The following is a 22,621-nucleotide window of genomic DNA, read 5'->3' on the forward strand; positions in this document are numbered from 1 at the left end:
CATGAGCTTGAAAGACACATTGCGCGTGATGATTGTGGACGACATGGGCGTCAGCCGCGGACTTCTCGTGCAGGCCATCGAGGAGATGGGCATCTGGAAAAACCAGGCAGAGAATGACGGCAGAGCGGCGCTGAACAAGCTGATTGCCGACCCGGTTCACCTGGTCCTCTCGGACTATAACATGCCGGGAATGGACGGGCTCGAACTGCTTCGCGCCCTGCGCCAGCATAAAGCGACATCCCGCATCGGTTTCATTCTCGTGACGGGCAATCCGACACCTGATCTGGTCGCCAAGGGTAAGGCGCTTGGTCTGAATAACATTATCAAGAAGCCGTTTTCGACCGCGAGCATGAAGCAATGTATCGAAAGCGTGGTGGGTCGACTGTGAATATGCAATCTGTGCCACATCGGTCCGGGCCAATGCGACCATTGGACAATATCGCAACTGCGCTGCGCGAAATCGCGACCATCGTGACGCGTCTTGAAGACACAGCCCTGAGTATGTGCAGTTGCGAGACCGACTTGTCCCAAAAGACAAAGTCACTGCAGGATTTTGATCTGGTTCTGCAATCGCTTGCTGATCTTGCCAGCTTGTTGGATGCGATGGGTGAACAAACTGAGAATGAAACGACGTCGGACAGCAGTGTGATCATTGCACGCATGCGTCTTGCGTGGCTGCGTGATCTGATCGGCGATGCCACCCCACGGGCCGACCATGATCAGCCACGGATAGCGATCTTCTGATGGCGTGGAATGTCGAAGGACGGCGCGCCCTGATACGCCAGATCACGACCGTCGTCCCGCGTGGGGCAGGTCATGTCGGTCTTTGTGCCACCGGCACTATGGCGCCCGACCAAAAGCGAGGCAATTCATGCGCATACTGATCGCCCATCGATCCGTTATCCTGCTGGGGCAATTGCAGCGTCGTCTGGAACGACTCGCGCTCGACGTCGTTCGCGCAGCGACCGAGCTGACAGAAGTCTATGATTTCACTGAACACAACGAACCCGATTGTGTCTTGCTGACGACCGAAATCGCCGATTGTCCGGAGTTCGAATTGCTTGCAACGCTTTTCAGGATGCTGGGTGTCGGTTGCGTCGTGCTTGGGACCTCGCATCAGCCGCATCTCACCAATGCCGCGCTCAAGGCGAACCCTGCGATACGTGTTTTGCCGGGCAACGTTTCTGACAGCACTCTGCTTGCCGCTCTTGTTCCAAGCGGGCGCCTGAACCGCCCTGCAACACTATGCGCTGTGCCCGCCCCAACCGGCCGGATCGACCCGCGCAAAGCCGTTTTGATCGGATCTTCGACAGGGGGCATCGATGCTTTGATGCAGATCCTGCGTCACTTTCATCCGGCCGCGCCACCAACAGTCATTGTTCAGCATACCGGCGGCAGTTTCGCCGGCAGCCTGATCCGACTGCTCGATGGCGTCACTGCGGCAAAAGTCGTTGCCGCAACACAGGACGCGGCCTTGCAGCCGGGTCACATCTATTTGGCTTCGGGGGACACACACCATGTCCGTCTGACACAGGGGGCCCCTGCTCGGATCAGGCTGGATGAAGCGCCGCGCCAATCAGGGCACCGGCCATCGGTGGACGCGCTGTTCCATTCCGCGGTCCCGTTCGCACCGCATATAACAGCTGCACTCCTCACTGGGATGGGCAGAGACGGCGCCGAAGGTATCACAGCACTACGCGCCGCGGGGGCGCGCACTTTTGGGCAGGATGAGGCGACCTGCGTGGTCTACGGCATGCCGCGCGTCGCCAAGGCATTAGGAGGTATCGAAACCGAACTACCGATCAACCAAATCGGCCCCGGCTTGCTGCGGACGGCTCTGCAAAGGCAGCGCGCATGACCGACCTAAACGCGACAGGCACCAAGATGTTAACCATCGTGCAGGGCGATTTCGCCGTATCGGCCGATCCGCAAGTGGTCATGTCCACAATTCTGGGGTCTTGCGTCGCCGTCTGCATCTTCGACTTGCCGGGAAAGGTTGGCGGCATGAACCATTTCTTGCTGGCAAGTGGCGGCGACACGAACACTTCGGACCTGAAATATGGCGTGAACGCGATGGAATTGCTGATCAACAAGATATTGCGTGCCGGTGGTGACCGGCGCAGACTACAGGCCAAGATTTTCGGAGGTGCACGTATGACGGTCCATGCCCGCGACATCGGCCAGTCAAATGGTACCTTTGCCCTTTCGTTTCTGGAACGTGAAGGCATCCCCTGCCTGTCCCAGAGCATCGGCGGAACCATGGCCCGACGGGTCCAGTTCACGCCCACGACAGGGGCGGCGCGGCAGATGCAGATCGCCGGCTCACCTCCACCAGAAGCACAGGTTGTGCGGCCGCGCCCCGCGCCAGAGATCACGCTGTTCTGATGCGGGGGCGCAATCGGTCAGCATACGGGCCTATTTGCCCTCCAAGTCCCAGGGAATGGTGTATGCACCAAGCGCTTTGCCGATCTTGTCAGAAAGCTCTGCATCGGCGTTGATGCGCGCGACAAGTCCACGCTTCTTGTCCTCGACGACGGCGCTGACTTCAGCGGCGATGTCAGCCAGCGCGGCGTTATAGACGCGCATAATCGCACGCTTGCGCAAGTCAGGCTTGAAAATCTTGCCAACGGCAGTCTTTGGCAGCTCGGCAAGTATCTCGAGGTGTTTTGGATGGGCCGCACGTTCGTGAATATGCTCTTTGGCGTATTCCAGAAGGGCTTCTTCGGTGACATCGGCACCGGCGACCAGTTCAAGGTAGACGCACGGGACCTCGCCCGCATGCGCGTCGGGTTGGCCGATCGCCCCCGCAAATGCGACAGCTGGGTGTCCGGCGAGGGCTTCTTCGATTTCGGCAGGGTCGATATTGTGCCCCCCCCGGATGATCAGGTCCTTTGCACGGCCCGTGATCCACAGATACCCGTCAGCATCGATGCGGCCCAGATCGCCGGTACGCAGGTGATCGACGTAGAACATGTCACGGTTCTTTTCGGCCTCGGTATAGGTCTGGCCACTGAAGACGCCCGGGCTGGCCACGCAGATTTCGCCGATTTCATCGACCCCGCATTCCATCCCCGTGGCTGCAGACACGATCTTCACATCTGTGTAGGGGAAGGGCATGCCAATGGAACCTACCCGCTTTTCCCCGTCAGGCGGGTTGATCGACACAAGGCAGGTCGCCTCGGTCAGGCCATAACCTTCGCAGATGGTGACGCCCGCCGCCGCCTCGAATTTCTTGTATAGTTCAAGCGGCAAAGGCGCGGACCCGCAAAACGCGAGGCGCAACGACGAGATATCGGCATCGACCTTGCGCTGCATCAGCGCCGACATCGCTGTCGGCACCGTGATCATGAAAGTGACCTTGTGCTTGGCGACCAGTTTCCAGAAATTGTCGAACACGCCTTCGCCGCGATACCCCTGCGGTGTAGGAAACACGACCTGCGCCCCCGACCCCAGAGAGGCGCCAAGCGACACGATCGTCGCAAACACATGGAACAACGGCAGGGGGCAGATCTGCACGTCTTGTTCCGTGAACAACAGCCGCGCGCCCAGCCAGGCGTTATAGACAATGCCGGAATAGCGATGCTGCACGACTTTGGGCATGCCCGTGGTGCCGCCGGTATGGAAATAGGCGGCAACCCTGTCCCTGTCCGAATCCGCGAACGTCAGCGTGGTAGGCCGCTTGGTAAGTTCCGCGTTGAAATCCAAGACCTTGGCCTTGTGCGCGACAGGATTTTTGGGCCGGATCAGCGGCACGATCAGCCGTTTCAGTCCTGTCAGATAGCGGAGCAAATCCACTTCGAGGACGGTGGTGACATTGGGCGCAAGGCGCACGGCCTCGGCGGTTTTTTGGGCAACGTCGGTCTTGGGAAAGGCGCGCAGGGTCACGACAACCTTGGCCTTGGTTTCACGCAGGATCGCACCGATTTGTTCTGCGTCCAGCAGCGGATTGATCGGGTTGACGATCCCCGCGACCTGCCCGCCCAAGTACGTCAGGATGGTCTCGGTCGCATTTGGCAGAACGAAGGCCACAACATCCTTTTCGCCGACACCGAGGTCGCGGAACAGGTTGGCCGCTTGTGCTGTCTTGGCTTGCAATTCCGCCCAAGTCAGCGTTTCGCAAAAGGCATCGGGGTCGGACAGTAGGCTGAAACTGACCGCCTTGCGCGGGCCATGCGCGGCAGCCGTCTGCGACAGAAGCGCAAAGGTCGTCACGGGCAGGCTGCGGTCGGCCCACGGCATTTCGTTATGAATCGCGTCGCGATCCGCCATCGTTGCAAATGCCATGCTGCATTCCTCCCCAGTAATTCCTTTCCGCGACTTGTCGACGCGGCCCCTCAGGGCGGCAGGTTGGTCAATCTGCCCAGGGCTTGCAAGACTGACGCTGCGAAAGTCGCGCTATTCGGCGGCCACACCTTCGGTGAACTGCAGGCGCGCCAGACGCGCGTAAAGCCCGCCTTGCGCGACCAACGCGTCATGCGTGCCCTGCGCCACGATGCGGCCTGCGTCGAAAACGACGATCCGGTCGGCCTTTTTGACCGTGGCCAGACGGTGCGCGACGATCAGGGTGGTGCGTGTCTTGGCGAGATCTTCGACGGCGCGCTGCACGGCATATTCGCTTTCGGCGTCAAGCGCGCTGGTCGCTTCGTCCAGCAACAGAACGGGTGCGTCTCGCAGGATGGCGCGCGCAATCGCGATGCGCTGCTTTTGCCCGCCTGACAGCATCACACCGCGTTCGCCAACATAGCTTTCATAGCCATCAGGCAAGGCCGTCAGGAAATCATGCGCGGCAGCGGCCTTGGCGGCGGCTTCAACCTCGGCGTCGGTGGCGTCGGGGCGACCAAAGCGGATGTTTTCGCGCGCGGTATCGGCAAAGATCACCGGGTCCTGCGGCACAAGCGCGATATGCTTGCGGAAATCGGCACGGGTCAGGTCGCGCAGGTCGATCCCGTCGAGTTTTACAGCCCCTTCCTGCGGGTCATAGAACCGCTGGACAAGCTGGATGATCGTGCTTTTGCCCGCACCGGACGGGCCGACCAACGCCACGGTTTCCCCCGGCGCGATGTGCAGGTCGATCCCGTCAAGCGCGGAAATCGACATCCGCGACGGATAGCTGAACCGCAGGTTTTCAAAGCGCAACTCGCCCCGGACGGGCGCAGGCAACTGGCGCGGCTGCGCGGGATCAGTCACGCTGTCCTCGATCGTCAGCAATTCGATCAGCCGTTCGGTGGCGCCAGCCGCGCGCTGCAATTCGCCCCAGACCTCGGACAAGGCGGCGACGGCGCCGCCGACCATGATCGTGTAAATCATGAACTGCACCAGCCCGCCTTCGGTGATCTCGCCCGCGACGACATCTTCCGACCCCATCTGCAAGAACAGGACGATGGCCGCAAAGACCATGAAGATCACGATGGCCGTCAGAAAGGCGCGTGTCAGGATGCGCCGCCGTGCCGAACGATAGCTCTGCTCGGTCACTTCATCGAACTTGGCGCGGCTCAGGTCCTCGTGGGTAAAGGCCTGCACGGTCTGCGCCGATGTCAAAAGCTCGGAGGCATCGCCGCTCGATTCCGCGATCAGGTCCTGATTTTCGCGCGACAGGCTGCGCACGCGGCGGCCCAGAAACATGATCGGAAACAGCACGACGGGGATCGGCCACAGCACCATGATGCTCATCTTGACAGAAGTCAGCAGCATCAGGATGACGCCGCCGATAAAGATCAGGATATTGCGCAGCGCGATTGATGCGGAACTGCCGATCACCGACAGGATCAGCGTGGTATCGGTGGTGATCCGGCTCAACACCTCGCCCGTCATGATCTTTTCATAGAACGCGGGGCTCATGCTGATCATGCGGTTGAACACGGCCTTGCGGATATCGGCCACGACCCGTTCGCCCAGACGCGTGACCAGATAATACCGCAGCGCCGTCCCGAAGGCGAGAAGCACAGCAACCGCCAGCAGCGATACAAAATGGCGCCGGATCTCGACACTGTCGAGCCCGAACGTATCGACGACCAGCCGCGCAACCAGCGGCAGGCTAAGCGCCACCATCGCCGTGAAGACAAGCGCAAAACCCGCGCCGATCAGGTTCCATTTATAGGGTTTGATAAAGGGCCAGAGCGCCTGCAGCGCGCCGATCTTTTTGCCGACTGGCCGGTCTTCTGCTTTGGTCTGCACAGTGTCGGCCATCGGGCGTCCTTTGTCTCTCAGGGCCTGATGTAAAGCGGGGCCGCCAGTTGCACAAGTCAGGACCCATCCGTGGTCCGCAATTGTCGCAGGAGTGGAGCGGGCGGCGGGAATCGAACCCGCGTCTCTTGCTTGGAAGGCAAGGGTCTTACCATTACACAACGCCCGCGCAGGAGTTGGATTAAGTCACGCGGCCCGCCCCGTCAAGGAACAGCCCGCATCTTCGAAGCATAAATATCCCCCGCGCGGGGCGGACCTGACATCACATTGCGCGCCGCCGCTGAGTGCGGCGCGCAACGCGTTTGCATCAGTTCACAGTGATCCGCCCGTCGGTATAGGGCGTCACGGGACCATTGGCCGCCATATACTCAGCCAGCACATCGGCCAGATCAGGTCCGAAGTCATAGGCATTGGCCGCATCCTCGAACATGGAATAGCCGTCACCGCCATTGCGGACATAGTTGTTGGACACGACACCATAGACCGCAGCAGGATCAAGCGGCGCATCGCCGACCATCACGTCGGAGATCCGCTCGCCCGCCGGGGCGGTGCTGTTGACGGTAAAGCTCATGCCCGCGACCTGCGGGAAACGGCCTGCGCCTTCCTCGATCTGGCCCACGCCGTTTTCAAGGGCGGCAAGGATGTCGGCACCTGTCACCTCGAAGGTGGACAGCGTGTTCTGGAACGGCAAAACGCTCAGGACTTCGCCCATCGTCACCTCGCCCGCGTCGATGCTGGCACGGATACCGCCCCCGTTCTGGATCGCGATCTGGATGCCCTGATCGCGCACACGGTCCAGCATCGCATCAGCGATCAGCGACCCCATCGGGCATTCCACCGCGCGGCAGACGGTCCGGTCGCCTTCGATTGCATCGGTCGTTTCGGCGACAACGCGGGTTTTCATCTCTTCGATCGGCCCGGCGAGTTCGGCGATCCGCGCAAGGGCGGCTTCATCTTCGGCCACGCTGGCATCCAGAAGCATCGTGTCGCCGGTGGCCGAGGTCACGTTGCCTTCATCATCAAAGACCAGCGTCAGGTGGCCCACATATTTGGAATAGGCATAGGCCTGCACGACCGGCACATCGCCCGCCATCTGCGGATAGGGCAGCGCGCCTTCTTCGGTATTGGACATCAGCGTGTGTGAATGGCCGCCCACGATGGCGTCAATCCCGTCAACGGCGGCGGCGATGTCCATGTCCTTGGAGAAACCGACATGGGTCAGCGCGATGATCTTGGTGACACCTTCTTCCTGCAACGCGGCGACATCGGCGCTCAGGCTTTCGATCTCGGGGGTGAAGATTACGGCATCCGACGGGCTGGAGGTTTCGACCGTATCACTGGCCAAGGCCGAGATGATGCCGATACGCTCTCCACCGATTTCAAGGACGATGTGGTTTTCAACCTGTCCGGCCAGCACGTTGGAACTGGACACGTCGATATTGCCGGAAATCACCGGGAAGGACACCAGATCGACCAGCTTGCGCAGCCCTTCGTCGCCATCGTCGAATTCGTGGTTGCCCACGGCCATGACGTCATAGCCGATCACGTTCATGAATTCGGCTTCGACCTCGCCCTTGTAGGTCGTGTACATCAGGCTGCCCTGATACTGGTCGCCCGCATCGACGACGATGACGTTCTGGCCCGCCAATTCCTCGCGCAGGGCGTTGATCTGGGTGATGACACGTGCGACGCCGCCAAAGCATTCGCCCGCGGCATTCGCCTCTGCGCCGCAAGTCGAATCGGACCCGCTGATCGGCTCGATCCGGCTGTGCAGGTCGTTGGTGTGGATGATGTGCAGGGTGTAATCGGCATAGGCCGACCCCGCGATCAGCGCCAGCGCGCAGCTTGTCGTCATCAATCGCAATGTCATGGCGTTTTCCCTTCAGGTTTCGCTGTGCAAGATTGGCCGCGACAGCGACACAGAGTCAAACACAACGGCCAGTTGTCGGCACCTTCCCGCAACGTCAACTGCCACAGCCAAGACACTTGACCATTTTTTGCGCAGGCCCCATGACGCTGCCCATGTTGATTTACAAGATATTCCGCGCCGATGAATGGGCCGACCTGCAACGCGATGGCGCGACGGCGGGCGCGCCTGTCGATCTGGCCGATGGCTATATCCATTTTTCGACCGCAGCGACCGTGGCCGAGACTGTAGCCAAATATTTCGCTGGCGAAACCGGCCTTGTTTTACTGGGGGTCGAGGCGGATGGTCTGGACCCGCTGAAATGGGAACCTGCCCGCGGTGGCGTGCTGTTTCCGCATCTGTACCGTGACCTGACGCTGGCCGATGTCGTCTGGGTCCGCGACCTGCCGCTGTCAGGCGGCGCGCATATCCTGCCGGAGCTTGCATGAAAGCGCTCGAGCGGGTCGGGCTGGCGGCGCTGCGCCGGATTGATCCCGAAACCGCGCATGGGCTGGCGATCACGGCCTTGCGCGCGGGGCTTGGCCCCAAGATCGCGCCGTTCACCTCACCGCGTCTGCGTTGCGATCTGGCGGGGCTGGCCTTGCCCAACCCTATCGGCCTTGCCGCCGGTTTCGACAAGAACGCGACCGCCCTTGCGCCGCTGGCGCGCGCGGGTTTCGGTTTTCTCGAGGTCGGTGCCGCGACCCCGCGCCCGCAACCCGGCAACCCCAAGCCGCGCCTGTTCCGGCTGGCACAGGACCGTGCCGCGATCAACCGGTTCGGGTTCAACAACGACGGGATGCAGGTGATTGGCGACCGGTTGGCGCAGCGCCCTGCGGGCGCCGCGATCGGGTTGAACCTTGGCGCGAACAAGGACAGCACCGACAAAGCCGCCGATTTCGCGACTGTACTCGCCCATTGCGGCCCGCATGTGGATTTCGCGACGGTCAATGTGTCGTCCCCCAACACCGAAAAACTGCGTGACCTGCAAGGCAAGGCGGCGCTGGCAGCTTTGCTCGCGGGTGTGATGGACACCCGCGCAGGGATGGCGCGGCCGATCCCCGTGTTTCTCAAGGTCGCACCCGATCTGACGGTGGAGGAAATCGCCGAGATTGCCGAGGTCGCGCAGGCGGCGGGGATTGCGGGCATCATCGCCACCAACACCACGCTGGACCGCAGCGGATTGCATGGCCCCCATGCGCAGGAAAAAGGCGGGCTGTCCGGCCAGCCCTTGTTCGAGAAATCGACGCGCGTGTTGGCGCAGCTGTCGGCCCTGACCGATCTGCCGATCATCGGGGTGGGCGGTGTCGCCTCGGCGGACCAAGCCTATCAGAAAATCCGCGCAGGCGCGTCAGCTGTGCAGCTTTACACCGCGCTGGTATATGGCGGCTTGTCCTTGGTCGATGAAATAGCGCGCGGTTTGGATGCGCTGTTGCTGCGCGACGGGTTTGCCACCCTTGGCGATGCCGTCGGATCAGGCCGCGCGGACTGGACCTGAGGCAGCAGCCTCGAGCGCCGGATACTTCAGCCCCAGTGTCACGCCACGCACCACAAAGCTGATCAGCATCCCCATCCACAGCCCGTGGTTGCCAAAAGCCGCCATCAGGGGAATGACGCTTGCGAAATAGACCGCAGCCGACACGATCATCATGTTGCGCATATCCGCTGTCCGCGTTGCGCCGATGAAGATACCGTCCAGCATCCATGCAGCGACACCCACCAAGGGGGCCGCGACCATATAGGGCAGATAGATGCGCGCGGCCTCGCGCACCTCGGGCGCGGTGGTCATGACGTCAATCACGACCCCGCCCAGCAGCGCGAAGCAGACCGCCATCAGCGCACAGGCCCCCAGCCCCCAAAGGCTGCTGATGATCGCCGCACGGCGCAGCACGCCGCGCGCGCGCGCCCCCATCGCCTTGCCGACCAGCGCCTCGGCGGCGAATGCGAAACCGTCCAGCGCATAGGCCGTGACGTGCAGAAACTGGATCAGGATCTGGTTTGCAGCCAAGGGTACGTCACCGAAGCCCGCGCCATAGAACAGGAAGCTGACAAAAATCGCCTGTACCAGCACCGACCGGATCATGATGTCGCTGTTCACGACCGCCATCCGCCGCAGGCGGATCAGGTCAAAGACCCGCGCCATCGACCGCCATGCCGTCCCGGCAAAGGCATCGCGGCAGTACCACAACCCCAGCGCAAGCCCCGCCCAAACAGCGATGAACGTGGCCCAGGCCACGCCGGCCACACCCCAGTCAAAGCCCAGCACGAAGACAAGGTCCAGACCGATGTTCAGACCGTTCATCAAAAGCTGGATCACCAGCACCGCGCCCGTGCGTTCCTGCGCGATCAGCCAGCCGGTGATGCCATATAGCGCGATGGCCGCAGGCGCAGACCAGATGCGGATCGCCATATACTCGCGGGCAAGGCTTTCGACCTGGGCGCTTGCGGGGGCAAGGCGGAACGCGCCGTCAAAAATCAGCCATTGCAGCGCGATCATCACCGCCCCCGCGCCGAAACCGATCAGCAGCGCGCGCGACAAAAGGGCCGCAACTTCGTCGGTGTCGCCCGCGCCGCTGGCCTGCGCTGCAAGGCCCGTGGTGCCCATCCGCAGAAAACCGAAAATCCAGAAAACGGCAGACAGGATCACCGCGCCAAGGCCGACCGCGCCAATCGGGGCCGCCTCGCCCAACTGCCCGACAACGCCGGTATCGACCAAGCCCAGCAGCGGCACCGTTGCATTGGCCAGCACGATCGGCAGCGCGATCCGCAGCACGCGCCGGTGCGTCAGTGCATCAGCCATCCCGCGGGGGCATCAGGAAATGCCCCGTAGCCTGTGCAAAGAGCCGCGCGCGGTTGTCCTGCCAAGTCTCCACATGCACGGAGGCATAGCGCCGACCGGACCTGTTCACGCGCGCCCGCGCATAGGCATCGCGCGGCAGACCGGTGCGCAGGTAATCCACGGTGAAATCAATTGTCTTGGGCAGGGTGATCGCGGGGGTATCACCGGTGATGCGGCCTGCCTCCATATCTTCCCAGATCATCGCCCATGTCAGTTCCATAATGGCTGTGACTTCAAGAAACGCCGCCGTCGCACCGCCATGCAATGCTGGCAGCATCGGGTTGCCGATCAGCCGATCCGCATAAGGCAGGATCGCGGTCAGCTCGTCCCCGCGCCGGTCGATCTGGATACCGAGGAATTGCATGTAGGGCACCCGCGCCACCAGTTTCTGCAACATCGCATCGCGGCGTTGCTTGATCACCTGTACGGGTTCGGGACGCTGGATCATTCTTGCGGCCTTTCGATGGTGAACGCACCTGTCGCCGATGCAACGGGCCGCGCGGGGTCACTGTCCACCGCTGTCGCCCGCACGAAAGCGACAGACCGCGTGACGTGATAACATTCCGCCGTGGCCGTGATCCGGTCGCCGGGGGTGGCGGGGCGCATATAGTCGATCCGCAGATCCAGCGTCGCCGTAGCGAGCGCCGCCGCCGGATGCGCCATCACCGCAGCCCCGGCGCAGGTATCCATCAGCGCGGACACTGCGCCGCCATGGATCACGCCTGTCTCGGGGTCGCCGATAAAGCGTGCGTCGTAGTCCATCGCGATGGTCGCGCGCCCGTCGCCCACCTCGGTCAGCACCATGCCCAGCGCCTGTGCATGCGGGATCGACGCAATGAACTGCGCGGCGATCTTGTCGCGGCGACGGGCCTGATCCTCGGACATGACGACTCCTGCAAAAGGGAACTCACCCTTTGCAGTAGCGTTACCCGATTGTCATTGCAAACGTGATTGATCCATATGTTGCCGCGTCACAATGTTGGCGATAGGCTGACGAGGAGGAGAAACCGATGACCGAAAAGCGCCTGTCGTTCAAAGAGATGTGTGCGAAGTACGACGTCACTCCGCGGACGTTGCGCTATTACGAATACATCGAGCTTTTGACGCCCGAAAAAGAAGGGCGGTCGCGGTTTTATGGCCCGCGCGAACTGGCGCGGATGACGCTGATCCTGCGCGGGCGGCGGTTCGGATTCGCGCTCGAAGACATCCGGCAATGGCTGTTGATCTACGAAAAGGAAGGCACCCATGCGCAGATGCGTGAATGGGTAGCGCTGGCGGATCGTCAGATGGAAGAGCTGCGCCAGCAGCGCGCGCAGCTGGATGAAACGATGGCGGAATTGCAACGACTGCGCGACGATACGGCGAAAACACTGGCCTGAGGCCGCTGCGCCAATACGCCCGACGCGTCAGAAAATTACACCAAAATCGCTGAAAATTTGCTGACCTTTCGTCACCCTGATTGTGACGCCACGTTCCGTTTACGTTAACGTCACCTTTGCTTGTAAGCTGGCCTTGTGATCCGCAATTGCGTGGCAACCGCCATCCGCATGAGGAAAAGCCATGACGACCGACACAATGAACATCCGCGATATGTGCGAGGCTTTCGATGTCACGCCGCGCACGTTGCGTTTCTATGAAGCCAAGGAACTGCTGTTCCCGATCCGGCAGGGCCAAAAGCGCCTGTTCACCAAGCGCGACCGCGCCCGCCTGAAGCTGATCCTGCGCGGCAAGCGCTTTGGCTTCTCGCTCGAGGAAATCCGGCAGTTGCTGGACCTCTATCACATGGACGACGGGCAAGAGACCCAGCTGTCCAAGACCTATGAGCTGGCCGAACGCCATCTGGCCGACATGGAAGCCCAGAAAGCCGAGCTTGATGAAGCGATCGGCGAATTGAAAGCCCAGATGGCCTGGGGCGCCGAAAAGCTCGCCGCCCTCGCCAAGAAGAAAACGGTCGCTGCCTGAGGCCGCGACGATCCACGACACGACCTTAGGGAGAGAGACCACATGCCAATCTACAACGCACCCGTCAAAGACATCCAGTTCGTCCTGCATGATCTGCTGAAAGTCAGCGAACAGGACATTCCGGGGTTCGAGGACCTAGACCGCGATTTCACCGGCGCGGTGGTTGAAGAGGCCGGCAAGGTCGCGACAGCTGTGCTGCACCCGTTGAACGCCGTCGGCGACCGCGAAGGCTGCGTGCTGGAAAACGGTGTCGTGCGCACGCCCACAGGTTTCAAGGAAGCCTTCGAGGCGATGAAAGACGGCGGCTGGACCGCGATGGATTGCGACCCCGCATACGGCGGTCAGGGCCTTCCTTACGTCATGCACACCGCAGCACAGGAACCTTTTGTATCGGCCAACATGGCCTTCAACATGTATCAGGGTCTGACGCATGGTGCCTATTCCGCGATCTATGCGCATGGCTCGGACGAGCAGAAGCAGAAATATCTGCCCAAGCTCACGACCTGCGAATGGACCGGCACGATGAACCTGACGGAACCGCATTGCGGCACCGATCTGGGCCTGATGCGCACCAAGGCCGTCCCGCAGGACGATGGCAGCTACAAAATCAGCGGCCAGAAGATCTTTATCTCGGCGGGCGATCACGATCTGGCCGATAACATCATCCATCTGGTGCTGGCGAAAATCCAGGGTGGCCCCGAAGGGATCAAGGGCGTGTCCTTGTTCATCGTCCCCAAGTTCATGGTCAATGACGATGGCAGCCTTGGCGCGCGCAACGGCGTCAGCGTCGGCAAGATCGAAGAGAAGATGGGAATCCACGGCAATTCGACCTGCGTGATGAACTATGACGAGGCGACAGGTTTCCTTGTGGGCGAAGAACACAAAGGCATGCGCGCCATGTTCACAATGATGAACGAGGCCCGTCTGGGTGTCGGTCTTCAAGGTTATGCCCAGGCCGAAAGCGCCTATCAGAACGCTGTCGCCTATGCCAACGACCGCCTGCAAGGGCGCGCCGTCACTGGTGCGGAAAACCCGAACGGCCCTGCCGACCCGCTGATCGTGCATCCCGATATCCGCCGCAACCTGATGGACCAGAAATCCTTTGTCGAAGGGGCGCGCGCCTTTACCTTTTGGGGTGCCTATCTGATCGACCGCGCGCATCGCAACAACGACAAAGACGCCGATGGCCTGATCTCCTTGATGACCCCCGTGGTCAAAGGTTTCCTGACCGACAAGGGCTTTGAATATGCCACGGCCGCGCAGCAGGTTTATGGCGGGCATGGTTATATCGAAGAATGGGGCATGTCCCAATATGCCCGCGACGCGCGCATCGCCATGATCTACGAAGGGGCCAACGGCATTCAGGCGCTGGACCTCGTGGGTCGCAAGCTGGCGCTGGACGGCGGCAAGCACGTCATGGCGTTTTTCGAGATGATTAAAACCTTCATCAAGGACAACGAAGGCAATGAGGCGCTGAACAAGGACTTCCTTGTCCCGCTGAAAGCCGCCAGCAAGGACCTGCAGGCGGCGGGGATGTATTTCATGCAGAACGGCATGAAGAACCCCAACAACGCGCTGTCGGGGTCTTATGACTTCATGCACATGATGGGCCATGTCTGTCTGGGTCTGATGTGGGCACGCATGGCAAAGGCCGCGATGGAAGCCTTGGACAGCGGTGCATCCGACACCGAATTCTATGAAACCAAGATCGCGACCGGCCGATACTACATGGCGCGCCAACTGCCCGCGACCGCGATGCATCTGGCCCGGATCAACACCGGGGCGGATACGGTCATGGCGCTGAAGGCCGCAAACTTCTAGGGTTCTTGTGGGTGCCGCGATCCTGCGGCGCCCACATTCGATTCCCCAGAGAATCCGACCAAAGGTTGGGAGGCCTGTACCATGCCCATGAAACTCCATTGTTTTGCCGAAAGCGGTAACGCCTACAAGGTCGCCCTGACCTTGACCCTGACCGATCAGGAATGGGACCCTGTCCATGTCGATTTCTTCAACGGTGCGACGCGCAGCGCCGAGTTCCGCGCGCTCAACGTCATGGGCGAAATTCCCGTGCTCGAAGACGGCGACCTGATCCTGACGCAGTCGGCGGTCATTCAGGATTACATTAGCTCCAAATCGGGCAAGCTCGGGGGGCGCTCTGCCGCCGAACGCCGCGAGGTTTTGCGCTGGATGTTCTTTGACACCCACAAGGTCAGCGGCGTGGCGGGCCCTTTGCGGTTCAACATGAACTTTCTGCCCGAAGCCAAGCGCAACGCCGATGTGAACGCCTTTATGGCGATGCGTCTGGCCTCGGCGCTCAAGGTGATGGAAACCCACCTGACGGGCCGCAACTGGCTGGCGGGCGAGGATATGACCATCGCCGATATCGCCTGTGCCGGTTACCTGTTCTACACCGAACCCTTTACCTTTGCGCGGGCCGACTACCCGCAGATCGACCGCTGGCTGGACGCAATCGCTGCCCGCCCCGGTTGGAAACACCCCTATGACTTGATGCCGCGTGCCTTACCTGACGCGGCCTGAACGGAGGAAACGATGACCGAAGCCTATATCTATGACGCGATCCGCACGCCGCGCGGCAAAGGCCGTGCCGACGGCAGCCTGCACGAGGTGACATCCGCCCGCCTGTCCGCCGGTGTGCTGAACGCGCTGAAAGAGCGCAACAACCTTGAAGGCCACGCGGTCGAGGATGTGATCTGGGGCAACGTCACCCAAGTCGGCGAACAGGGTGGCTGCCTTGCGCGCACGGCGGTGCTGGCATCCGATCTGGACCAGTCGATCCCCGGGCTTGCGATCAACCGTTTCTGCGCTTCGGGCATGGAAGCCGTGAACCTTGCCGCCAATCAGGTGCGCGGCGGGGCGGGTCAGGCCTATATCGCGGGCGGTGTGGAAATGATGGGCCGCGTTGCGATGGGCTCCGACGGCGCGGCGATTGCCGTCGATCCGTCGATTGCAATGGACAGCTATTTCGTCCCGCAGGGCATTTCCGCCGATATCATCGCGACCGAGTACGGCTTTACCCGCGACGATGCCGACCAGCTTGCCGTCGCCAGCCAGCAGCGCGCCAAGGCCGCGTGGGATGACAACCGCTTTGCCAAATCCGTCGTCACCGTGCGCGATATCAACGGCTTGGCCATTCTGGACCACGACGAATATATACGCCCAGAGACGAATATGCAGACTCTGGGGTCACTGAACCCCGCGTTTCAGGCCATGGGAGAGGTGATGCCCGGTTTCGACAAGATCGCGCTGATGAAATACCCCCATCTGGAACGGATCAACCACATCCACCACGCAGGCAATTCGTCGGGCATCGTGGATGGCGCCGCAGGTGTGCTGGTCGCGTCCAAAGAATGGGGCGAGGCGATGGGTCTCAAACCCCGCGCCGTGATCCGTGCCACCGCCAAAATCGGCACCGATCCGACCATCATGCTGACCGGCCCCGTGCCTGTGACCGAGAAAATTCTGCGCGATTCCGGCATGGCGATCAGCGACATTGACCTGTTCGAGGTGAACGAAGCCTTCGCATCCGTTGTGTTGCGTTTCATGCAGGCGTTCAACGTCGACCACGACCGCGTCAACGTGAACGGCGGGTCTATCGCCATGGGTCACCCCTTGGGTGCCACCGGTGCCATCATCATCGGCACCCTGCTGGATGAATTGGAACGCACGGGCAAATCCACCGGCCTGGCGACGCTGTGCATCGCATCCGGCATGGGTGCGGCAACTATTATCGAACGCGTGTAAGGGGGATCAACATGACTGATTTCACACTCAAAACCGATGCCGATGGCGTGGCCATCATCACATGGGACACGGTCGGCAAATCGATGAACGTGATGAACCAGCAAGGGTTCACCGATCTGGACGCGCTGATCGATCAGGCGCTGGCCGACGAGAGCGTCAAGGGCGTCATCATCACCTCGGGTAAGCCTGACAGTTTCGCAGGCGGCATGGACCTGAACATCATCGCCAAGATGAAGGACAGCGCCGGCGACGACCCCGCGCGCGGGCTGTTCGAAGGCGTGATGGCAATGCATGGCGTGCTGCGCAAGATCGAACGCGCGGGCATGGACCCCAAGACCAACAAAGGCGGCAAACCGATTGCCGCCGCCCTGCCCGGCACGGCGCTGGGCATCGGGCTGGAAATCCCGCTCGCCTGTCACCGCATCTTTGCCGCCGATAACCCCAAGGCGAAAATCGGCCTGCCCGAAATCATGGTCGGCATTTTCCCCGGTGCCGGTGGCACGACGCGTCTGGTGCGCAAGCTGGGTGCGATGGCCGCATCGCCGCTGCTGCTCGAAGGCAAGCTGAACGATCCGCAGGCCGCCAAGCGTGCAGGCGTGATAGACGAAGTTGTGGCTGACCCTGTCGCCGCCGCCAAGGAATGGATCCTGTCGAACCCTGCCATCGTCAAACCATGGGATGAAAAAGGCTACAAAATGCCCGGTGGCGCGCCGTATCACCCTGCCGGTTTCATGACCTTCGTCGGCGCATCCGCCATGGTCAATGGCAAGACGATGGGTGTCTATCCTGCCGCGAAAGCCCTGCTCTCGGCGGTCTATGAAGGTGCCTTGGTGCCTTTCGATACCGCGCTCAAGATCGAGGCGCGCTGGTTCACCAACATCCTGATGAACCCAAGCTCCTCGGCCATGATCCGCAGCCTGTTCATCAATAAGGAAGCCTTGGAAAAAGGCGCCAACCGCCCCGACGCGCCTGACCAGAAGGTCAAGCAGGTCGGTGTCATCGGCGCTGGCATGATGGGTGCTGGTATCGCGCTGGTGTCCGCCCTTGCAGGCATCAAGGTCGTGCTGATCGACGCGAAACAGGAAGCCGCCGACAAAGGCAAATCCTATACCGCGGATTACATGGACAAAGGCATCGCCCGCAAAAAGGTGACCGAGGACAAGAAAACCGCCGTGCTGGGGCTGATCAACGCCACGACCGATTACGCCGCGCTGAAAGACTGCGACCTGATCGTCGAGGCCGTGTTTGAGGATGTGGGCGTCAAGGCCGAGGTCACCAAGAAGGTGCAGGCGGTTACTGGCCCCGATTGCATCTTTGCCACCAACACATCGACCCTGCCGATCACCGAACTGGCCAAGGCCAGCAACGATCAGGCGAATTTCATCGGCATCCACTTCTTTTCCCCCGTGGACAAGATGATGCTGGTCGAGATCATCAAGGGCGAGGCGACAGGTGATGTCGCCGTGGCCAAAGCGCTCGACTTTGTGCGCCAAATCCGCAAGACGCCGATCGTGGTCAATGACGCGCGGTTCTTCTACGCCAACCGCTGCATCATTCCCTACATCAACGAAGGCATCCGTATGGTGAAGGAAGGGGTTTCCCCCGCCCTGATCGAAAACGCGGCCAAGCTGGTCGGCATGCCGCTGGGTCCGCTGCAACTGGTCGATGAGACCAGCATCGATCTGGGCGTGAAAATCGCCAAGGCCACCCGCGCCGCGATGGGCGATGCCTATCCCGATGGCGAAGTGGACGAGGTGTTGTTCTGGATGGCCGACCAGACCCGTCTGGGCCGCAAATCCAATTCCGGTTTCTATGCCTATGACGACAAGGGCAAGCGCCTTGGTCTGTGGGACGGTTTGGCCGCGCAATACCCTGTCGCGGATGAGCAGCCCGATCTGGTCACCGTCCAGCACCGTCTGCTGTTCGCGCAGGTTCTGGAAGCGGTTCGCGCATTGGAAGACGGCGTGCTGACCGACATCCGCGAAGGCGACGTGGGTGCCATCCTCGGCTGGGGCTTTGCGCCGTGGTCGGGCGGGCCGTTCAGCTGGCTTGACATCATCGGCGCGCCTTATGCCGCCGAACGCTGTGACCAGTTGACCGCACAGTTCGGGGACCGTTTCACCACACCCGACCTGCTGCGCGACATGGCCGGTAAAGGGCAAGAGTTCTACAAACGCTTTGGCACCGGCGCGAAAGCGGCCTAAACAACTTGGCGCATCCCTTCACAGGGGTGCGCCACCCCTTACGCGCTGCGGCGTGACACAATGATGATGCCCGCAAGCGCGATCAGCGCCATGCCCGCCATCGCCACGGGGCTGACAAGATCCCCCCACAGATACCACGCCCAGCCGCTGGCGAAGATCAGCAGCGAATATTCGTAGACGGCGACCTGACTGGCCTCTCCAATCTGATAGCCACGGAACAGGCAGAAGATGCCGACCAGCGCCAAGGCGGTCTGCACCGATATCCAGAACATCAGGTCAGCGGTCAGCGGCATCCAACCGCGCTGTGCGAAGCCTTCTGCCCCCGTCGCGGCGGCTGGCAGCAGCAGGCAACCCGCGGCGCCACAGACCGCCAGCATCGCAAAAAACCCCGCGCTCAGCGTCAGGGTGGTTTCGCCTTCGCACCACGCACGGGTGGCGATGGCTCCGATGGCGTAAAGCAGCCCCGCAAGGATCGGCAGGAACACCACCCAATCCAGCGCCGCCGGATCAGGCCGGATTACCAAGAGCGCACCCGCGAACCCTGTGACGATAGCAAGACTGCGGAGCCAGCCGACACGCTTGCCTTGGAAAATCACGGCAATCAGCAGCACGAAGATCGGCGATGTGAACAGCCCCGCAACAACGATCCCGATAGGCAGAATGGCCAGACAGCCGAAATAGATCAGCATCGAGGCGGCTTGAAAAAAGCTGCGCCCGAACACCGCCCACGGGCGTTTCGGCCGCAAGGTCCCCCAGCCCAGCAGCGCGATCAGGCACAATGCGCCCAGCGCCAGCGTGCCGCGCAGCAGGTGGAACTGCCAAAGCGATCCGTCCGGCGCAATATGGGGGATGAAATTGTCGTTCAGCCCCAAGGTCGCCATCCCCGCGACGATGTAAAGCGCGGCGCGCGGCGACGCGATCTGGACGGGCAAGGCGATCTGGGATGTCATCGGGCGGCTTTCGTCAGGATTCCGCTTTCAAACTCGCTGATGCACCGCAATACTCTGTCCAGATAGCGACCCAGAAAGCGGGAGGGCGACATGGGCTGGATGCGCGACGAGACGGGCCTTGGCAAACGGGCGGCCAATCATGTGCCGTTGACGCCCCTGTCCCACCTGCAACGCGCGGCACTGGTCTTTGCCAACCGCGACGCGCTGGTCTATGGCAGCCACCGGCTGACCTATGCGCAATATTACCGCCGCGTCACGCGGCTGGCCTCGGCGCTGGTCAAGGCAGGCGTGCAGCCCGGCGATGTGGTCGCCACAATCCTGCCCAATATCCCCGCCCAGTCCGAGGCGGCCTTCGGCGTGCCCGCCTGTGGCGCGGTCGTGAACACGATCAACATCCGGCTGGATGTAGACACCATCGCCTATATCCTCGACCACGGCGAGGCCAAGGTCTTGCTGGTCGACAGCCAGTTCTTGCCGCAGGCGATGGCGGCCATCGACCAGATGCAGGGGCCCGCGCCATTGGTGATTGAAGTGCCCGACGATCAGGCAGGCGTGCATGCCATCGGCACCCAGCAGAATTACGAGGATTTTCTGGTCACAGGCGATCCCGATTTCGCGTGGATCCTGCCGCTGGATGAATGGGAAAGCCTTGCGCTGAATTACACCTCTGGCACGACGGGGCGGCCCAAGGGGGTCGTCTATCACCATCGCGGATCGTATCTGATCACGCTCGGGAACGCGATCAAATGGAACATGCCGCTGTTCGCGCGCTATCTGCAAATCGTGCCGCTGTTTCACTGTAACGGTTGGAACCATACATGGATGCTGCCCGCCCTTGGCGGCACAGCGATCTGCTGCCGCGATATCACGGCACGCGCGATCTATGCCGCCATCGCCGATCACGGGGCCACGCATTTCGGCGGTGCGCCCATCGTGTTGAACATGCTGGTCAATGCGAAGTCCGAGGACAGGCGCAGCTTTGACCACATCGTGCACGTCTTCACCGCAGGCGCACCCCCTGCCCCTGCCACGCTTTCGGCAATCGGCAAACTGGGCTTTGATGTCAAACAGGTCTACGGCCTGACGGAAACCTATGGCCATGTCACCGAATGCATCTGGGATACGGCATGGGATGACCTGCCCGAAGACCAGCAAGCCGCGATCAAGGCGCGGCAAGGCGTGGGATCGCCGATCATGGAAGACGTGACCGTCGTCAACGAACACATGACCCCCGTGCCGTGGGACGGCAAAACGCAGGGCGAGATTGTCATGCGCGGCAATGCGGTGATGAAAGGCTATCTGAAAAACCCCGAAGCCACGGAAAAAGCCTTTGCAGGCGGCTATTTCCATTCCGAGGATCTGGCGATCCAGCATCCGGACGGGTCGATCCAGATTTCGGACCGCGCCAAGGACATCATTATTTCTGGCGGCGAAAACATCAGCTCGGTCGAGGTGGAGGCGGCGCTGATGAACCATCCGGCCGTCAACCTGTGCGCGGTCGTGGCGCAACCGGATGAAAAATGGGGCGAGACACCTTGCGCCTTTGTCGAGTTGAAAGACGGCGCCACCGCGACCGAGGCAGAGATCATCGCCTTTGCGCGCGAACGGCTCGCGGGCTTCAAATGCCCCAAGCACGTGGTGTTTCAGGACCTTCCCAAGACCTCGACCGGCAAGATCCAGAAATTCGAACTGCGTCTGATCGCCAAGGCATTCTGATCGCGGGGCGCAGGGCCCTTTCGGGCATGACAACTTGGGCCTGTGGGCGTAAGGTAGCTGCAAAAAAGGCAGTATGGGCAGATGACAGCGCTGGATCGATATGTGCGGCTGGAAAGCGACGGGCTCTGGCGGCCTGCGCCCGACCAGCAGCGACGGCAGGTCACGATCTCTTTTGGCGATGCGACGCTAGTCATTGCAGACGGGGCCGCACGCCCGCTGGCGCATTGGTCACTGCCGGCAGTCATCCGGCTGAACCCAGGTGATCATCCCGCTCTTTACAGCCCCGATATCGAGGCCAGCGAAGAGCTGGAAATCGCCGACGAGACGATGATCGACGCCATCGAAGAGGTGCGCAAGGCGCTGGCCAAGGCGCGCCCACAACCCGGCAAGCTGCGGCACTGGATCACCGCAGGGATCGTGGCCGCGACACTGGCGCTGGCTGTGTTCTGGCTGCCCGGCGCGCTGATGCGACAAACGCTGGCGGTGGTGCCCACGGCCAAACGGGTCGAGATCGGCGCGATCATCCTTGCCCATGTGCAGACCAAGACTGGCACGGTCTGTCGTGACGCAGCCGCACAGGCCGCGGCGGGCACGCTGGCCACACGGGTTTTCGGGGCGGGAACGCCACTGAACATCGTTGTTGTGCCAAAGCTCGCGCAAGGGGCGCTGGCGATGCCGGGGGGGTTGATCGTTCTGGATGCCGAATTGTTGCAGGCAGCGGATGATCCGGTCGCCGTGGCGGGATTCGTGCTGGCCAGCCGTGTGGCCATCGCGGGGCAGGACCCTCTTGAACCCGTGCTGCGCGAGGCAGGAATGGCCACGACCTTTGGCCTGCTTACCACCGGCGACATCCCGCGCGAGGTATTGCAGCGCCACGCCGACGACCGCCTTGCCGAACCGGCACCACAAGCAGCTAATGGCGATCTGCGCCGCGCCTTTGCGACAGCGAACCTGCCGCACCGGCCCTATCAGGTGCTGGCGGATGCCCGCACCGGCACGATGCCCGATCTGGGGCGCGACCCGCTGGACGGCCAGCCGACCCCGCCGATTATGACCGACAGCGAATGGATCAGCCTGCAGAACATCTGCAACCGCTGAC

The 22,621-nt window shown here is 61.7% G+C and carries 21 protein-coding genes and 1 tRNA gene; 14 read left to right on the forward strand and 8 right to left on the reverse strand.

Annotation, left to right across the window (positions count from 1 at the left end; genetic code table 11):
* Window position 1 precedes the first annotated feature (1 nt).
* From VCK47_RS07340 to VCK47_RS07355, 4 genes are all read left to right on the forward strand, one after another.
* A complete protein-coding gene (locus VCK47_RS07340) occupies window positions 2–388 on the forward strand; it encodes a response regulator (RefSeq protein WP_322891753.1) in 387 nt (128 codons plus the stop codon).
* A gap of 32 nt (window positions 389–420) precedes the next feature.
* Window positions 421–744, forward strand: coding sequence for a chemotaxis protein (locus VCK47_RS07345; RefSeq protein WP_322891754.1), 324 nt, complete (start codon window positions 421–423; stop codon window positions 742–744).
* 127 nt (window positions 745–871) lie between these two features.
* Window positions 872–1,858 carry a CheB methylesterase domain-containing protein gene (locus VCK47_RS07350; RefSeq protein ID WP_322891755.1) on the forward strand — a complete coding sequence of 329 codons (987 nt, stop codon included), beginning with the start codon at window positions 872–874 and terminating at the stop codon, window positions 1,856–1,858.
* Window positions 1,855–2,385, forward strand: a complete 531-nt coding sequence (locus VCK47_RS07355) for a chemotaxis protein CheD (RefSeq protein WP_322891756.1) — start codon at window positions 1,855–1,857, stop codon at window positions 2,383–2,385. The genes VCK47_RS07350 and VCK47_RS07355 overlap by 4 nt, the downstream gene beginning before the upstream one ends.
* Before the next feature lie 30 nt (window positions 2,386–2,415).
* On the opposite strand, the gene VCK47_RS07360 is transcribed toward VCK47_RS07355, so the two are convergent.
* The 4 genes from VCK47_RS07360 to VCK47_RS07375 form a co-directional block, all read right to left on the reverse strand.
* Complete coding sequence (locus VCK47_RS07360) at window positions 2,416–4,284, reverse strand: acyl-CoA synthetase (protein ID WP_322891757.1); 1,869 nt, start codon at window positions 4,282–4,284, stop codon at window positions 2,416–2,418.
* 111 nt (window positions 4,285–4,395) lie between these two features.
* Window positions 4,396–6,186 carry an ABC transporter transmembrane domain-containing protein gene (locus VCK47_RS07365; protein WP_322891758.1) on the reverse strand — a complete coding sequence of 597 codons (1,791 nt, stop codon included), beginning with the start codon at window positions 6,184–6,186 and terminating at the stop codon, window positions 4,396–4,398.
* A 92-nt stretch (window positions 6,187–6,278) separates the two neighbouring features.
* Window positions 6,279–6,352 (reverse strand) — tRNA-Gly (locus VCK47_RS07370).
* A 138-nt stretch (window positions 6,353–6,490) separates the two neighbouring features.
* A complete protein-coding gene (locus VCK47_RS07375; protein WP_322891759.1) occupies window positions 6,491–8,053 on the reverse strand; it encodes a bifunctional metallophosphatase/5'-nucleotidase in 1,563 nt (520 codons plus the stop codon).
* Window positions 8,054–8,205: 152 nt separating this feature from the next.
* On the opposite strand from VCK47_RS07375, the gene VCK47_RS07380 reads away from it, so the two are divergent.
* Window positions 8,206–8,538, forward strand: a complete 333-nt coding sequence (locus VCK47_RS07380; RefSeq protein ID WP_322891760.1) for a DUF952 domain-containing protein — start codon at window positions 8,206–8,208, stop codon at window positions 8,536–8,538.
* Window positions 8,535–9,587, forward strand: coding sequence for a quinone-dependent dihydroorotate dehydrogenase (locus VCK47_RS07385; protein ID WP_322891761.1), 1,053 nt, complete (start codon window positions 8,535–8,537; stop codon window positions 9,585–9,587). Before VCK47_RS07380 ends, VCK47_RS07385 begins: the two co-directional genes overlap by 4 nt.
* On the opposite strand, the gene VCK47_RS07390 is transcribed toward VCK47_RS07385, so the two are convergent.
* Genes VCK47_RS07390 through VCK47_RS07400 form a run of 3 tightly spaced genes read right to left on the reverse strand, consistent with a single transcriptional unit; the run spans window position 9,564 to window position 11,813 of the window.
* Entirely contained in the window at window positions 9,564–10,889 is a 1,326-nt protein-coding gene (locus tag VCK47_RS07390) for an MATE family efflux transporter (protein ID WP_322891762.1), read from the reverse strand. The genes VCK47_RS07385 and VCK47_RS07390 overlap by 24 nt on opposite strands.
* Complete coding sequence (locus tag VCK47_RS07395; RefSeq protein WP_322891763.1) at window positions 10,882–11,376, reverse strand: PaaI family thioesterase; 495 nt, start codon at window positions 11,374–11,376, stop codon at window positions 10,882–10,884. Before VCK47_RS07395 ends, VCK47_RS07390 begins: the two co-directional genes overlap by 8 nt.
* Window positions 11,373–11,813: a PaaI family thioesterase gene (locus VCK47_RS07400; RefSeq protein ID WP_322891764.1), complete on the reverse strand. Its 441-nt coding sequence runs from the start codon at window positions 11,811–11,813 to the stop codon at window positions 11,373–11,375. The genes VCK47_RS07395 and VCK47_RS07400 overlap by 4 nt, the downstream gene beginning before the upstream one ends.
* 125 nt (window positions 11,814–11,938) lie before the next feature.
* Between VCK47_RS07400 and VCK47_RS07405 the strand changes: the two genes are divergently transcribed.
* From VCK47_RS07405 to VCK47_RS07430, 6 genes are all read left to right on the forward strand, one after another.
* The gene (locus tag VCK47_RS07405) at window positions 11,939–12,307 is read left to right on the forward strand and encodes a MerR family DNA-binding transcriptional regulator (RefSeq protein ID WP_322891765.1); all 369 of its coding nucleotides are present in this window, start codon (window positions 11,939–11,941) and stop codon (window positions 12,305–12,307) included.
* 181 nt (window positions 12,308–12,488) lie between these two features.
* Complete coding sequence (locus VCK47_RS07410; RefSeq protein WP_322891766.1) at window positions 12,489–12,890, forward strand: MerR family DNA-binding transcriptional regulator; 402 nt, start codon at window positions 12,489–12,491, stop codon at window positions 12,888–12,890.
* A gap of 42 nt (window positions 12,891–12,932) precedes the next feature.
* On the forward strand, window positions 12,933–14,711 hold the full coding sequence (locus tag VCK47_RS07415; RefSeq protein WP_322891767.1) for an acyl-CoA dehydrogenase C-terminal domain-containing protein: 1,779 nt from the start codon (window positions 12,933–12,935) through the stop codon (window positions 14,709–14,711).
* 87 nt (window positions 14,712–14,798) lie between these two features.
* Window positions 14,799–15,428 carry a glutathione S-transferase family protein gene (locus VCK47_RS07420; RefSeq protein WP_416236664.1) on the forward strand — a complete coding sequence of 210 codons (630 nt, stop codon included), beginning with the start codon at window positions 14,799–14,801 and terminating at the stop codon, window positions 15,426–15,428.
* A gap of 12 nt (window positions 15,429–15,440) precedes the next feature.
* Window positions 15,441–16,652, forward strand: a complete 1,212-nt coding sequence (locus tag VCK47_RS07425; protein WP_322891769.1) for an acetyl-CoA C-acetyltransferase — start codon at window positions 15,441–15,443, stop codon at window positions 16,650–16,652.
* Window positions 16,653–16,663: 11 nt separating this feature from the next.
* Complete coding sequence (locus VCK47_RS07430) at window positions 16,664–18,856, forward strand: 3-hydroxyacyl-CoA dehydrogenase NAD-binding domain-containing protein (RefSeq protein ID WP_322891770.1); 2,193 nt, start codon at window positions 16,664–16,666, stop codon at window positions 18,854–18,856.
* Between the two features lie 38 nt (window positions 18,857–18,894).
* Here the strand turns inward: VCK47_RS07430 and VCK47_RS07435 are convergent, their stop codons facing one another.
* Window positions 18,895–19,806 carry a DMT family transporter gene (locus VCK47_RS07435; protein ID WP_322891771.1) on the reverse strand — a complete coding sequence of 304 codons (912 nt, stop codon included), beginning with the start codon at window positions 19,804–19,806 and terminating at the stop codon, window positions 18,895–18,897.
* A gap of 90 nt (window positions 19,807–19,896) precedes the next feature.
* On the opposite strand from VCK47_RS07435, the gene VCK47_RS07440 reads away from it, so the two are divergent.
* Together VCK47_RS07440 and VCK47_RS07445 are read left to right on the forward strand one after the other, a co-directional pair.
* Window positions 19,897–21,522: an AMP-binding protein gene (locus tag VCK47_RS07440; RefSeq protein WP_322891772.1), complete on the forward strand. Its 1,626-nt coding sequence runs from the start codon at window positions 19,897–19,899 to the stop codon at window positions 21,520–21,522.
* Between the two features lie 81 nt (window positions 21,523–21,603).
* Window positions 21,604–22,620, forward strand: coding sequence for a hypothetical protein (locus tag VCK47_RS07445; protein ID WP_322891773.1), 1,017 nt, complete (start codon window positions 21,604–21,606; stop codon window positions 22,618–22,620).
* The last annotated feature ends 1 nt before the right edge of the window (window position 22,621 follow it).

Origin of the sequence: Yoonia sp. 72 (assembly GCF_034652275.1) — a bacterium.
Classification (GTDB): domain Bacteria; phylum Pseudomonadota; class Alphaproteobacteria; order Rhodobacterales; family Rhodobacteraceae; genus Yoonia.

Bases quoted from the DNA above. Each gene is read 5' to 3' on its own strand.
- VCK47_RS07340 (WP_322891753.1), top strand. From the start codon at position 2: ATGAGCTTGAAAGACACATTGCGCGTGATGATTGTGGACGACATGGGC.
- VCK47_RS07345 (WP_322891754.1), top strand. From the start codon at position 421: ATGCGACCATTGGACAATATCGCAACTGCGCTGCGCGAAATCGCGACC.
- VCK47_RS07350 (WP_322891755.1), top strand. From the start codon at position 872: ATGCGCATACTGATCGCCCATCGATCCGTTATCCTGCTGGGGCAATTG.
- VCK47_RS07355 (WP_322891756.1), top strand. From the start codon at position 1,855: ATGACCGACCTAAACGCGACAGGCACCAAGATGTTAACCATCGTGCAG.
- VCK47_RS07360 (WP_322891757.1), bottom strand. From the start codon at position 4,284: ATGGCATTTGCAACGATGGCGGATCGCGACGCGATTCATAACGAAATG.
- VCK47_RS07365 (WP_322891758.1), bottom strand. From the start codon at position 6,186: ATGGCCGACACTGTGCAGACCAAAGCAGAAGACCGGCCAGTCGGCAAA.
- VCK47_RS07375 (WP_322891759.1), bottom strand. From the start codon at position 8,053: ATGACATTGCGATTGATGACGACAAGCTGCGCGCTGGCGCTGATCGCG.
- VCK47_RS07380 (WP_322891760.1), top strand. From the start codon at position 8,206: ATGTTGATTTACAAGATATTCCGCGCCGATGAATGGGCCGACCTGCAA.
- VCK47_RS07385 (WP_322891761.1), top strand. From the start codon at position 8,535: ATGAAAGCGCTCGAGCGGGTCGGGCTGGCGGCGCTGCGCCGGATTGAT.
- VCK47_RS07390 (WP_322891762.1), bottom strand. From the start codon at position 10,889: ATGGCTGATGCACTGACGCACCGGCGCGTGCTGCGGATCGCGCTGCCG.
- VCK47_RS07395 (WP_322891763.1), bottom strand. From the start codon at position 11,376: ATGATCCAGCGTCCCGAACCCGTACAGGTGATCAAGCAACGCCGCGAT.
- VCK47_RS07400 (WP_322891764.1), bottom strand. From the start codon at position 11,813: ATGTCCGAGGATCAGGCCCGTCGCCGCGACAAGATCGCCGCGCAGTTC.
- VCK47_RS07405 (WP_322891765.1), top strand. From the start codon at position 11,939: ATGACCGAAAAGCGCCTGTCGTTCAAAGAGATGTGTGCGAAGTACGAC.
- VCK47_RS07410 (WP_322891766.1), top strand. From the start codon at position 12,489: ATGACGACCGACACAATGAACATCCGCGATATGTGCGAGGCTTTCGAT.
- VCK47_RS07415 (WP_322891767.1), top strand. From the start codon at position 12,933: ATGCCAATCTACAACGCACCCGTCAAAGACATCCAGTTCGTCCTGCAT.
- VCK47_RS07420 (WP_416236664.1), top strand. From the start codon at position 14,799: ATGAAACTCCATTGTTTTGCCGAAAGCGGTAACGCCTACAAGGTCGCC.
- VCK47_RS07425 (WP_322891769.1), top strand. From the start codon at position 15,441: ATGACCGAAGCCTATATCTATGACGCGATCCGCACGCCGCGCGGCAAA.
- VCK47_RS07430 (WP_322891770.1), top strand. From the start codon at position 16,664: ATGACTGATTTCACACTCAAAACCGATGCCGATGGCGTGGCCATCATC.
- VCK47_RS07435 (WP_322891771.1), bottom strand. From the start codon at position 19,806: ATGACATCCCAGATCGCCTTGCCCGTCCAGATCGCGTCGCCGCGCGCC.
- VCK47_RS07440 (WP_322891772.1), top strand. From the start codon at position 19,897: ATGGGCTGGATGCGCGACGAGACGGGCCTTGGCAAACGGGCGGCCAAT.
- VCK47_RS07445 (WP_322891773.1), top strand. From the start codon at position 21,604: ATGACAGCGCTGGATCGATATGTGCGGCTGGAAAGCGACGGGCTCTGG.